The organism is Streptomyces sp. CA2R106, from assembly GCF_037034245.1.
GTDB lineage: Bacteria > Actinomycetota > Actinomycetes > Streptomycetales > Streptomycetaceae > Actinacidiphila.
Window position 1 is genome coordinate 206,091 of the sequence record NZ_JBAGKC010000008.1, and the last position, 11,874, is coordinate 217,964.

An 11,874-nucleotide genomic window follows, 5' to 3' on the forward strand; every position below is an offset into this window, starting at 1 on the left:
GGCCTGACTTCTGGGCGCGGGCTTCCGAGTGCGGCCGCGTCAGTCGTTGGGGACCGTCTCGAAGCGGGGGGTGGCCTCGGCCATCTGCCGCATGACGTCCTTGCGGTCGCGCTTGGAGAGGCGGTCGATGTAGAGGCGGCCGTAGAGGTGGTCGGTCTCGTGCTGGAGGCAGCGCGCGAAGTAGCCGGTGCCCTGGACGGTGATCGGGTTGCCCTGGAGGTCCTGGCCGCGGACCACCGCGTAGTCGGGGCGGGCGAGCTCCATGTAGGCGCCCGGCACGGACAGGCAGCCCTCGTTGGAGTCGTCCAGCCGGCGCCGGTCCGCGGGGAGTTCGACGAGCACCGGGTTGCAGACGGCGCCGACGTGCCGGACGTCGTCGTCATCGGCGCAGTCGTAGACGAAGACCTTCAGGTCGACGCCGATCTGGTTCGCGGCCAGGCCGACCCCCTCGGCGGCGCGCTGCGAGGCGAACATGTCGTCCACCAGGGCGAGGAGGGCGTCGTCGAAGTCGGTGACGTCCTGGCACTCGCGGTGCAGCACCGGGTTGCCCACGACCGTGATCGGCCGCACGGTGCCGCGCTCGCGGTGGGCCTGCTCGCGGTCCGCCGCGTCGGTCACGTCGTCGACGAAGTCGGGTTGCTGCTCGGTGTGCTGCTGGGACATCTCCGCCGTACGCCTTCCCGGAACCTGAAAGTGATCCGTCCCAGGGTACGGGACCGCGCGGGGCCCCACCGCCGAGATCGCGAAGCGGGCCGGGGCCGGGCCGGGCGGCGGGCGGGGAGGGTCAGCAGACCTCTTCCAGGTCCCGCCAGTCCCGGGTGTCCGGGCTGTCGGCGACCCAGCTGTCGAGCAGGCCGTGGACCAGGCCGGCCGGGGCGGCGATGCCGCACTCCCGCTCGGGGGTCCAGCCCGGCTCCTCCCCGGCGTGGCTGAGGTGGCTGAGGTGGCCCGGGTGGCCCGGCTCGCCGTGGTCGTGCGGGTCGCGGGTGGCCGCGGAGCCGTCGTCGGTGGGCATCCGGCTCTCCGAGCAGGTGCGGCACAGCAGCCGCACCGAGGACGACCAGTCCTCGGCGGCGTAACCGGCCTCGGCGGCCAGCCGCTCCAGGGCGTCGCGGTCGGCCTGGGTGCCGGCTTCCAGGAGCACCAGCCAGGTCGGCACCGGCGAGGGCGCCCACAGCTCGATCTCGTCGAAGACCGGGTAGACCGACGCGCCGGAACCGCGTTCGGTGGCCCGCTCGCCGTGCGGCACTCCGTCGTGGAGGACGACCTCGCCCCAGCGCCGCCCGGAGGACGGCAGCGGGATGGACAGCACCTCGATCCGGGCGGGGTCCAACCGCCGCCCCCAGACGACCTCGGCCTCGCCCTCGGGGGACAGCCGCACCGCGGCGCTGCCCAGCGGCAGCCGCACCGACTCCTCGCCGCCGCGCTCGGCGGTGCCGGCCGGCATCCGCAGCCCGTACGCCTGCCAGGCGCGGCGGGCCAGCGGCCAGTCCTGGAGGGCGGTCGCGGCGATGCCGAGGTTCCACCAGTCGGGAGCCCCGACCGGGCGGTCCAGCAGCGCGACCGCGCGCAGCCCGGCGATCCGGGCCTGGGCCCAGTCGTGCCGGAACTTGTGCAGCAGCGCGAGGTTGTACCAGGACTCCGACAGCCACGGCTCCAGATCGGCGGCCCGGGTCAGCAGCGCGCCGGCGTCCTCGTAGCGACCGTCGTCGATCAGCGTGAACGCCCGGTCGGTGGCCTGGCGCCACGTGGGCGACGGCCGGTGCCGCACTCTTCCGAAGATCTTCAACGTCAGTTCCCGCCTGCCCGCTCAGCCGGTCGGCCCGGTGCGGCCCGTAGCACCCTGTACGACACCAACCTTGCACATTCTGGCCGTTGTCTCAGCCCGAGCCCGCTGCTCGCGGAACGCGGGCCTCACCCGACTCCCTTGCCCTTCGCACCGGCATCCAACCATGCCCAGGTCGGACGGTGTGCGGGCACCCTGGACAGCAGGGGGCCCTCGACCGCCGCGGTCGCCCCGCACAGCACCGCGGCCGGCCGGTCGGGCAGGTCCGGCCGATGCGAAAGGTCCGGCAGGTCCGGCCGGTGCGGCATTTCGGCCGCGGGCCGCGCCGCGAGCGCGCCCGCCAGCGCCTCCACCATCATCGGGTCGAACTGCGTGCCCGCGCAGCGCCGCAGCTCCGCCAGCGCGGGCCCGTCCGGCCGGGCCCGGCGGTAGCTGCGGGTGGACGTCATCGCGTCGAACGCGTCGGCCACCGCCACGATCCTGGCCGCCTCCGGAATCCGGCCCCCGGCCAGCCCGTACGGGTACCCGGTGCCGTCGATCCGCTCGTGGTGGTGCAGCACCGCGGCGCGGGCCTCCCCGAGCACGGAGATGCCGCGCAGCACGCTGTCCCCGTCGGCCGGGTGGCGCTCGATCACGCGGCGCTCCTCGTCGGTGAGCGGGCCGTTCTTGCGCAGCACCCCGGTCGGCACCGCGAGCTTGCCGATGTCGTGCAGGGTGCCGCCGAGCCGGACCGCCTCGACCCGGGCCGCGGGCGCGCCCAGTTCGCGGGCGACCAGCGCGGCCAGCGCGCCGACCCGCTCGCTGTGCGCCCTGGTGTAGGGGTCCTTGAGCTCCAGGGCCTGCATCAGCGCCTGCACGGTCGCCTGCTGCGCTTCCTGCCGGACCCGGCGGGCGCAGGCGGGGCCCCAGCAGACCGCGTGCGGCGGCGAGCGGCGGTGTGCGGCTGGCACGGCGGCGCCTCCTAGTCCGTACGGACGTGTACGAGACTCAGGAGGATAGGGCCGCGGCGCCCGGCGATCCGGACTTTGGGGCCATTACGCCGGAAGGGGGCACCGCCGCCCACTCGTAGGGGTGAGTTACGGCCGAGTGGCTTGACGCCGGTCCGAGAGCCCTCCCGGGGCCGTCAGGCCGACGGCGCCTCGGTCGTGGTGATCTCGGAGCCGAGCGCCTCCTGGTCGGAGACGTCCTCGCCGCGGCGGACCAGCTCGATCCGCATCATCACCTTGGACCGCAGGTCGCGGGGCACGTCGTCGGAGCCGCAGCAGCGTTTCACCAGCTTCTTGACGGCGACTTCCAGGCCGTACTTCTCCAAGCAGGGGTGGCACTCGTCGAAGTGCTCCTTGAACTTGGCGCAGGCGTCGTCGGACATCTCCTCGTCGAGGTACTCGTAGAGGTGGTCGAGCACCTCGGAGCAGTCCGTCTCATGTGCGTCTCCGCAGCTCATGAATCCGCGCCCTTCTCACGTGCCGCACCGGCGGGGACGAGCCCGCGGTCCCGGGCGTAGTCCTCGAGCAGTTCGCGGAGCTGGCGGCGTCCGCGGTGCAGCCGCGACATCACGGTCCCGATGGGTGTACCCATGATGTCCGCGATCTCCTTGTACGCAAAGCCCTCGACATCCGCGAGATACACCGCGATGCGGAACTCCTCGGGGATGGTCTGCAGGGCCGTCTTCACGTCGGAGTCGGGCAGGTGGTCCAGCGCCTGGGACTCCGCGGAGCGCAGGCCGGTGGACATGTGCGACTCGGCGCGTGCGAGCTGCCAGTCCTCGATCTCCTCCGAGCCGCTGCGCAGCGGCTCGCGCTGCTTCTTGCGGTAGGAGTTGATGAAGCTGTTGGTGAGGATGCGGTACAGCCACGCCTTGAGGTTGGTGCCCTCGCGGAACTGGTGGAACGACGCGTACGCCTTCGCGTACGTCTCCTGCACCAGGTCCTCGGCATCGGCCGGGTTGCGCGTCATGCGCAGGGCGGCCGAGTACATCTGGTCCAGGAACTCCAGCGCGTCCCGCTCGAACCGCCGGCTGCGCTGCGCCTCGGTCTCCTGTGCCGCCCCCGTGGCCGCGGACACGGGCTCGCCCGAAGCGGACGCACCCGTCGTGCCCGCCGTGCTGTCGTCGGTGCCGGTGACCGGACCCACCTCCTCGATAACGCCGGCGCGCCCAGAAGAGGACCCGCCCGCTTGGGAGGATATTGCACGGCTGGTGGACGTGCCGGTCGCGGCCTTGCCCCGGTCCTGCTCGGGCCACCGGGTCCAGTCCAGATACGGCGCTGCGGCGGCCTGACCAGCACTGACGGGCGCGATCTGCGCGCTCACCTGTGCCGCGGCCTCCTCGCGTGACCGGCATGCGGCTGAAACCATGCGGCTGCCTCTCTCACCCTGTGCGGTACCGCCCGGCGCGGCCCTGTCGACACGCACAACAGCGCGCGCGCTGTCGTCATTCCCGCGGACGAGAAGCGCACCCGTTCGGCCTACCGCGCCGGTTGCAGGCCCCTCACTCCGGGGCGGCGAACCCCAGCCCCGCCAGCCATTCCGCGACGGCCCCGGTGATCCGGGCGAGCGCCGCTTCCTGGGTGACCGGCGCCCGCTTGGGCACCGCGAAGGCGTGGTCGGCGTGCGGCACCTCGATCGGGCGCCGCTCCGCCGGGAACTCCTCGGGCCGCCCGAAGGGGTCGGCGCCGCCCTGCACGCCGAGCAGCGGCACCACGTCGGCCGCGCCCGCCAGTTCGTCGTAGCGGGACTTCTCCGGCCTGCCGGGCGGGTGCAGCGGGTAGGCCAGCGCGAGCACGGCGGCCGCGCCCAGCTCAGGCGCGGTGCGGCAGGCGACCCGGGCGCCCGCGCTGCGCCCGCCGGCCACCACCGGCAGCCCGGGCGCGGCCAGCCGCGGCCACACCGCCCGCCAGCCGGTGTCCAGGGTTTTCGGCGCCGGGGCGATCTTCTTCCCGGCGACCCGCCAGGGCTGCTCGACCAGCGCGACGCCCACCTCGCGGCCTGGCAGCGCCTCGGCCAGCGCGGCCAGGTCGCGGGCGGTGATGCCGCCGCCCGCGCCGTGCCCGAGGGCCAGTACGCAGCGCGCCCGGCCCGCGGGCCGGTGCCAGGTGATCCGGGCCGGGCCCGCCGGGGTCTCGACGCTCTCGACATCAGGGGTGTGCATCCCGCCAAGCCTGCCAGAGCGCCCCGGCCCGGGCGGCGCGGCCCGCAGGCCGTGCGTCGGAAGCGTGCGCCGGATCGGAAGCGCGCGCCGGATCGGAAGCGCGCGTCAGAAGAGCGTCTCCTCCTCCGGCGCCGCCAGCTCCGCGAGGAGTTCCGGCCCGTTGTTCCGCACGTTGCTGACCGCGGTGCCGACCGGGTGGGCCCGCAGCAGTCCCGCGGGCGGGGCGGTCAGCAGGCCCTGGAGCACCTCGGGGTCGCTGCTTCGCGGGTCCAGCCAGGCGTCCCAGCGGTCGGGGGTCATCATCAGCGGCATCCGCGGGTGGATGGCGGCGAGCGAGCAGGGGCCGGTCCCGTCGTATCCGGCCAGGTCGGTGGTCTCCGCCTCGGTGGTGAGCACCGTGCAGGTGGCCCACCAGGCGCGCGGGTGGCCGTCGGGGAGGGTGGCGTCGCGCCAGAACTCGTAGAGCCCGGCCATCGCGAAGACCGAGCCGTCGGCGGGGGTGACGAAGTAGGGCTGCTTGCGGGAGCGCTTCTTGCGGCCCTCCTCCTCCAGTTGCCGCTCCTCGACGCCGGTCACCCACTCGTAGTACCCGTCGGCGGGGATCAGGCAGCGGCGGGCGGTCAGCGCGCGGCGGAAGGACGGCTTCTCGGCGGCTGTCTCGGCGCGGGCGTTGATCATCCGCACCCCCACGTCGGGGCTCTTCGCCCAGGACGGCACCAGGCCCCAGCGCAGCGTCCGCAGCTGCCGGACCGGCTCCCGGGAACCGGAGTCACGCACAGGACGGTCGAGTATGACGGAGACGTCCTTGGTCGGAGCGACGTTCCAGTCGGGCGCGAGGGTCTCCTCCGGGTCCCACCGGTGGACCTCGAAGAGGTCGACGAGTTCCTCGGGTTTCCGGCTCGCCGCATATCGACCGCACATGGCTGCCACACTGCCACGACCACGGGCCCGGCCGACACCCCGGGCACGGCAGGGCCCGTCCCGGGCCGCGGGAGACCCGAGAGGAATGAGCACCGCATGAACGTCGCGAGCATCACCGAGATGTGGGACCGGCTGACCGGCACGCAGTCCGCCCCCTCGCACTGGCTGGTGGGGGCCACGGCCCTGGTCGCACTGGCCGCCGTGGTGGTGCGCGGTGCCTGGCACCTCACCCGCAACGCCGTGACGATCGCGCACGAGGGCGGCCACGGCCTGGTCGCCCTGCTGACCGGCCGCCGCCTCCAGGGCATACAGCTGCACTCCGACACCTCGGGCCTGACCGTCTCCAAGGGCCGCCCGCACGGCCCCGGCATGGTCTTCACCGCCGCCGCCGGCTACACCGCTCCCCCGCTGCTGGGCCTGGCCGGAGCCGGGCTGCTGACCGCCGGGCACATCACCGCACTGCTGTGGGGCGCGACCGCGTTGCTCCTGGTGATGCTCGTCATGATCCGCAACGCGTACGGGGTACTGACCGTGGTCGTCACCGGCGCGCTGTTCCTGCTGGTGTCGTGGCTGACGAACGCGCAGGTGCAGGCCGTGTTCGCGTACCTGGTGGTGTGGTTCCTGCTGCTGGGCGGGGTCCGGCCGGTCGCGGAGCTGCAGGGCTCCCGCCGCCGGGACCGCAGCGGTGCCTCGGACGCCGACCAGCTCGCCCGGCTCACGCACACCCCGGCGGCCCTGTGGCTGCTGCTGTTCTACGTCGTCGCGCTGTGCTCGCTGTTCGCCGGCGGCCGGTGGCTGCTGGTGCGGTGAGGCGGCGCCCTGAACGGCGGGCGGCCGGGAAAGCCGGCGGGCGGCACGGGGGCGCGGGGCCTTCGGGGGTCCGTTGCGGGCGGACGGGCGGCAGAGGGTAGCGGCACCCTGTTTCCGGCGGGTTTCGCCGTATTCGTCGGCTCATCTCCCCTGACCTGAGCCACTAGGCTTGCTGCCCATGACCGACAGCACCCCGCAGACCGATCTGTGGCCGGCCCCGACCGCGCCCGCCGCCGTGGACGCCACCGTCCACGTGCCGGGTTCGAAGTCGGTGACCAACCGCGCCCTGGTGCTCGCCGCGCTGTCCGCGGAGCCCGGATGGCTGCGCCGCCCGCTGCGCAGCCGCGACACCGTGCTCATGGCGGACGCGCTGCGCGCGATGGGCGTGCAGATCGACGAAACGGTCAACCCCGACGGCGGCGAGGCCTGGCGGATCATCCCCGCCGGGCTGTACGGCCCGGCCACCGTGGACGTCGGCAACGCGGGCACCGTGATGCGCTTCCTGCCGCCGGTGGCCTCGCTCGCCGACGGCCCGGTCCGCTTCCAGGGCGACGCCCGGTCCTACGAGCGCCCGCTGCACGGCGTGATCGACGCCCTGCGCGCGCTCGGCGCCCGGATCGACGACGAGGGCCGCGGCGCGCTGCCGATGACCGTGCACGGCGCCGGGTCGCTGTCCGGCGGCGCGGTGGACATCGACGCGTCGTCCTCGTCGCAGTTCGTCAGCTCCCTGCTGCTGTCCGGGCCGCGCTTCAACAAGGGCCTGGAGCTGCGGCACACCGGCGAGTCACTGCCGTCGGTGCCGCACATCCGGATGACCGTCGACATGCTGCGCAAGGCCGGCGCCAAGGTGGACGCCCCCGAGGACGGCGGCACCGCCGGTGTCTGGCGGGTCGCGGCGGGCGCGCTGCTGGGCCGGGACCTGACGGTGGAGCCGGACCTGTCGAACGCGGCGCCGTTCCTGGCCGCCGCCCTGGTCACCGGCGGCCGCGTCACCGTGCCGGGCTGGCCGCGCGTCACCGCGCAGCCCGGCGACGCGCTGCGCGACATCTTCACCCGGATGGGCGGCTCCTGCGAGCTGACCGACCACGGCCTGACCTTCGCCGGCAGCGGCCGGCTGCGTCCGCTCGTCGCCGACCTGGGCGACGTGGGCGAGCTGACCCCGGTGATCGCCGCGGTCGCCGCGCTCGCCGACGGCGAGTCCCGGCTGACCGGCATCGCCCACCTGCGGCTGCACGAGACCGACCGGCTGGCCGCGCTGGCCGCCGAGCTGAACGCCTTGGGCGGCGACGTCCACGAGACCGACGACGGCCTGGTGATCCGCCCCCGCGCGCTGCACGGCGGGGTCTTCCACACCTACGACGACCACCGGCTCGCCACGGCAGCCGCGGTGATCGGGCTGGCCGTGCCCGGCGTCGAGGTGGAGGACATCGCGACGACCGCGAAGACGCTGCCGGACTTCGCCGACCTGTGGACGGGCATGCTGGCCCGCCCGGGCACCGGGCCCGCGGGTCCCGGCGCCGGGCAGGGACGGAGCTGACCTCCATGCGCCGCTACGGCAAGAACCCCGACGAGGACGACGTCCGGGTCCGCCCGAACAGCCGGGGCACCCGCCCGCGCACCTCGATCCGCCCCAAGCACGAGGACGCCGCCGAGGGCATGGTGCTCACCGTGGACCGCGGCCGGCTCACCGTCCTGGTCGAGGACCGCGAGGTCACCGCGATGAAGGCGCGCGAGCTGGGCCGCAAGTCGGCGGTGGTCGGCGACCGGGTGGCCGTGGTCGGCGACCTGTCGGGCGCCAAGGACACCCTGGCGCGCATCGTGCGGGTGGAGAAGCGCACCTCGGTACTGCGCCGCACCGCCGACGACACCGACCCCTACGAGCGGGTGGTGGTCGCCAACGCCGACCAGTTGGCCATCGTCACCGCGCTCGCCGACCCCGAGCCGCGCCCGCGGATGATCGACCGCTGCCTGGTCGCCGCCTATGACGCGGGCCTGACCCCGCTGCTGGTGCTCACCAAGTCCGACCTGGCGCCGCCCGAGCCGCTGCTGGAGACCTATGGCGCGCTCGACCTGCCGTACGTCGTCACCAACCGGGACGACTTCCTGACCGGCGGGGTGGAGCAGGTCCGGCAGCGGCTGGCCGGGCACGTCACCGCGCTGGTCGGGCACAGCGGGGTGGGCAAGACCACGCTGGTGAACGCGCTGGTCGAGCGGCAGCGGACCACCGGTGTGGTCAACGCCGTCACCGGCCGCGGCCGCCACACCACCACCTCGGCGCTCGCGCTGCCGCTGCCCGGCGAGAACGGGTGGGTGATCGACACCCCGGGGGTGCGGTCGTTCGGCCTGGCGCACATCGACCCGTCGCGGGTGATCCAGGCGTTCCCCGACCTGGTGCCCGGCACCGAGGAGTGCCCGCGCGCCTGCTCGCACGACGAGCCGGACTGCGCGCTGGACGCCTGGGTGGCGGCCGGCCACGCCGAACCCGCCCGGCTGGACTCGCTGCGCCGCCTGCTGGCCACCCGCGAGCGCCACGAAGGCGACTGACGGCGTGAAGCTCACCGCGGCACGCAGGCACTGACGGTACCCCCATCGGTTCCCCGCACCGTCTGTGTGATGATCGGCTCCGAACACACGCGTGCGACGCACAGCCCAACGCGGTACGCGGAACGACGGATACGGATACGGAGGCACCCGATGCCCTGGCTTCTCGTGGTGGTCGCGGGGCTCTTCGAGACGGGGTTCGCGGTGTGCCTGAAGCTGTCGCACGGCTTCACCAGACTGTGGCCGACGGTGGCCTTCTGCCTGTTCGCGCTCGGCTCGTTCGGCCTGCTGACCCTCTCCCTGAAGCGCCTCGACGTCGGCCCGGCGTACGCGGTGTGGACCGGCATCGGCGCGGCCGGCACCGCCATCTACGGCATGGCGTTCCTCGGCGACCTGGTCTCCGCGCTCAAGCTGGTGTCGATCTCGCTGGTGATCCTCGGCGTGATCGGCCTTCAGATCTCCGGCTCCTCGCACTGAGCCCGCGCGCCTGGGACCGCGCGCCCGGATCGTCCTGACGTGCCGTCAGTGCCGGTGCCGTACCAGCAGGCTGCGCACCATCCGCGCGATCCGCGCACACGCCTCCTCGTCGCTGCGCGCGGGCGCGACGACGTACGAGACGGTCAGGCGGACCGCCGTGTCGCCGGCCCACGCGAGCTCCGCGGCGGGCACCCGGGGCGCCGCGGCGGCAAGGCCCGCGGTGACCCGGGCCCGCAGCGCGTCGGCGAGGTCGGGCAGCGGCGGCAGCCGGGAGCGCGGGCCCTGGTCCCCGGCGAGCGCGGCCCGCACCAGGGGGCTGCGCCGGGCGCGGCCCAGCGTCCAGCCGGCCGCGGCCGCCATCCGGTCGCCGGCGTCGCCGCCGGCGCGCGCGGCCCGGGCCAGCACCTCGTCGAGCCCGGCGAGGTAGTGCTCGGCCTCGCGCCGCACCAGCGCGCGGCCCAGCCCGTCCTTGCCGCCGAACTCGTTGTAGAGGGTCTGCCGGGACACACCCGCGGCCGCGGCCACCTCGACCATCCGGACCTCGTTCCACGCCCGTTCGGTGAGCGCGGTGGACGCCGCTTCGAGGAGTGCTTCGCGCACGGTAGGCATCGTTGCCTCCCCAGTACCGCAGGCGTCGTGGGCGGCGGGCGTGCCGAGAAGGATCGGTGCGGGCGGGCACCCTGTCAAGGCCGCGCGGCGGGCGGCGCCGGTGGCGGTCGTGTGGCGGGGCCGTGGACGTGATGGCCCCGGACCTGGCCGAATCGATAGGTTCGGGCCATGCCCGATTACAACGACGACCTGCGGCTGGCCCATGTGCTCGCCGACGCCGCCGACGCCGCGACGATGGAGCGGTTCAAGGCGATCGACCTGAAGGTGGAGACGAAGCCCGACCTGACGCCGGTGACCGAGGCGGACAAGGCCGCGGAGGAGCTGATCCGCGGCCAGCTCGCCCGGGCCAGGCCGCGGGACGCGGTGCTCGGCGAGGAGTACGGCAGCGAGGGCGGCGGCGCCCGCCGGTGGATCGTCGATCCGATCGACGGCACCAAGAACTACGTGCGCGGCGTGCCGGTGTGGGCGACGCTGATCTCCCTCGCGGTGCGCGGCGAGGGCGGCGACGAGGTGGTGGTCGGCGTGGTGTCCGCGCCCGCGCTCGGCCGGCGCTGGTGGGCGGCGAAGGGCGGCGGCGCCTACACCGGGCGCAGCCTGTCCTCGGCGACCCGGCTGCACGTCTCGGGGGTCGGGCGGCTGGCGGACGCGTCCTTCGCGTACTCCTCGCTGTCCGGCTGGGAGGAGGCGGGCCGGCTGGAGGGCTTCCTGCACCTGACCCGCAACTGCTGGCGGACCCGCGGGTACGGCGACTTCTGGCCGTACATGATGGTCGCCGAGGGCTCGGTGGACATCTGTGCGGAACCGGAGCTGAGCGTCTGGGACATGGCGGCGAACGACGTGATCGTGCGGGAGGCGGGCGGCCGGTTCACCTCGCTGGAAGGCGAGTCGGGGCCGTTCGGCGGCAACGCGGCGGCGTCCAACGGGCTGCTGCACGAGGAGTTGCTGGGGTACTTGGGGCGGATCTGACCCTTGCACGGCGAGGGCACGGTGTGTAACCATGACATCACCCTCGCTTGTGAACTTGTGAAACCGTTCACGGAAGGCCCCCACGGCCCGCGCGGACGGTTCCACCCCCTGGAGGTCCCCCCCATGCTGGTCAGCGACGCAATGAGCACGGTGGTACTCACCATCGGCCCCGCCCACACCCTCCGCCAAGCCGCCCGACTGATGTCCGCCCGCCGGATCGGCGCGGCCATCGTCCTCGATCCCGACACCTGCGGGCTCGGCATCCTCACCGAGCGCGACGTCCTCGACGCGGTCGGCGCCGGGCTCGACCCCGACCACGAGCACGCGCACGACCACACCACCACCGACGTCGTCTTCGCCGCACCGGCGTGGACGCTGGAGGAGGCCGCCTCCGCCATGGTCCGCGGCAACTTCCGGCACCTGATCGTGCTGGACGGCCGCGATCCGGTGGGCGTGGTGTCCGTCCGCGACATCATCCGCCTGTGGGCGCCCGCCCGCAGCGCCGTCCCGGCCTGATCCCCGCTCCGGCCCGACGCGCGGACATGACGCGCGGACATGACCGGAGGGGGACCGGAGCCCCATGGCGTCCGGTCCCCCTCCGGTGTACGGTCAAGCG

At 74.2% G+C, this 11,874-nt stretch carries 14 protein-coding genes; 6 read left to right on the forward strand and 8 right to left on the reverse strand.

Annotated features, from left to right (window positions below):
- Positions 1 to 39: 39 nt before the first annotated feature.
- The 7 genes from def to WA788_RS14835 form a co-directional block, all read right to left on the reverse strand.
- The gene (def, locus tag WA788_RS14805; protein ID WP_335977290.1) at positions 40 to 663 is read right to left on the reverse strand and encodes a peptide deformylase; all 624 of its coding nucleotides are present in this window, start codon (positions 661 to 663) and stop codon (positions 40 to 42) included.
- Between the two features lie 121 nt (positions 664 to 784).
- Positions 785 to 1,789 carry a tetratricopeptide repeat protein gene (locus tag WA788_RS14810; RefSeq protein WP_335977293.1) on the reverse strand — a complete coding sequence of 335 codons (1,005 nt, stop codon included), beginning with the start codon at positions 1,787 to 1,789 and terminating at the stop codon, positions 785 to 787.
- Positions 1,790 to 1,914: 125 nt separating this feature from the next.
- Positions 1,915 to 2,736 carry an HD-GYP domain-containing protein gene (locus WA788_RS14815; RefSeq protein ID WP_443034031.1) on the reverse strand — a complete coding sequence of 274 codons (822 nt, stop codon included), beginning with the start codon at positions 2,734 to 2,736 and terminating at the stop codon, positions 1,915 to 1,917.
- Positions 2,737 to 2,909: 173 nt separating this feature from the next.
- A complete protein-coding gene (gene rsrA / locus WA788_RS14820) occupies positions 2,910 to 3,230 on the reverse strand; it encodes a mycothiol system anti-sigma-R factor (protein ID WP_335977296.1) in 321 nt (106 codons plus the stop codon).
- The gene (locus WA788_RS14825) at positions 3,227 to 3,919 is read right to left on the reverse strand and encodes a sigma-70 family RNA polymerase sigma factor (protein WP_335977595.1); all 693 of its coding nucleotides are present in this window, start codon (positions 3,917 to 3,919) and stop codon (positions 3,227 to 3,229) included. The genes rsrA and WA788_RS14825 overlap by 4 nt, the downstream gene beginning before the upstream one ends.
- A 355-nt stretch (positions 3,920 to 4,274) precedes the next feature.
- On the reverse strand, positions 4,275 to 4,934 hold the full coding sequence (locus WA788_RS14830; protein WP_335977299.1) for an alpha/beta hydrolase family protein: 660 nt from the start codon (positions 4,932 to 4,934) through the stop codon (positions 4,275 to 4,277).
- Positions 4,935 to 5,039: 105 nt separating this feature from the next.
- Entirely contained in the window at positions 5,040 to 5,855 is an 816-nt protein-coding gene (locus WA788_RS14835) for an SOS response-associated peptidase (protein WP_335977302.1), read from the reverse strand.
- Positions 5,856 to 5,951: 96 nt separating this feature from the next.
- Here WA788_RS14835 and WA788_RS14840 point away from each other — a divergent pair, with 96 nt between their 5' ends.
- The 4 genes from WA788_RS14840 (at position 5,952) to WA788_RS14855 (ending at position 9,683) form a co-directional block, all read left to right on the forward strand.
- Positions 5,952 to 6,665: a M50 family metallopeptidase gene (locus WA788_RS14840; protein ID WP_335977305.1), complete on the forward strand. Its 714-nt coding sequence runs from the start codon at positions 5,952 to 5,954 to the stop codon at positions 6,663 to 6,665.
- Positions 6,666 to 6,843: 178 nt separating this feature from the next.
- Positions 6,844 to 8,202, forward strand: a complete 1,359-nt coding sequence (gene aroA, locus WA788_RS14845) for a 3-phosphoshikimate 1-carboxyvinyltransferase (RefSeq protein ID WP_335977308.1) — start codon at positions 6,844 to 6,846, stop codon at positions 8,200 to 8,202.
- 5 nt (positions 8,203 to 8,207) lie between these two features.
- Positions 8,208 to 9,209, forward strand: a complete 1,002-nt coding sequence (gene rsgA / locus WA788_RS14850; protein ID WP_335977311.1) for a ribosome small subunit-dependent GTPase A — start codon at positions 8,208 to 8,210, stop codon at positions 9,207 to 9,209.
- 150 nt (positions 9,210 to 9,359) lie between these two features.
- A complete protein-coding gene (locus tag WA788_RS14855) occupies positions 9,360 to 9,683 on the forward strand; it encodes a DMT family transporter (RefSeq protein ID WP_202236051.1) in 324 nt (107 codons plus the stop codon).
- A gap of 45 nt (positions 9,684 to 9,728) precedes the next feature.
- Here WA788_RS14855 and WA788_RS14860 read toward each other — a convergent pair whose 3' ends face one another.
- Positions 9,729 to 10,292, reverse strand: a complete 564-nt coding sequence (locus WA788_RS14860; RefSeq protein WP_335977317.1) for a TetR/AcrR family transcriptional regulator — start codon at positions 10,290 to 10,292, stop codon at positions 9,729 to 9,731.
- Positions 10,293 to 10,460: 168 nt separating this feature from the next.
- On the opposite strand from WA788_RS14860, the gene hisN reads away from it, so the two are divergent.
- A complete protein-coding gene (hisN, locus tag WA788_RS14865; protein ID WP_335977318.1) occupies positions 10,461 to 11,258 on the forward strand; it encodes a histidinol-phosphatase in 798 nt (265 codons plus the stop codon).
- 123 nt (positions 11,259 to 11,381) lie between these two features.
- Positions 11,382 to 11,774, forward strand: a complete 393-nt coding sequence (locus WA788_RS14870; protein ID WP_335977321.1) for a CBS domain-containing protein — start codon at positions 11,382 to 11,384, stop codon at positions 11,772 to 11,774.
- Positions 11,775 to 11,874: the final 100 nt, after the last annotated feature.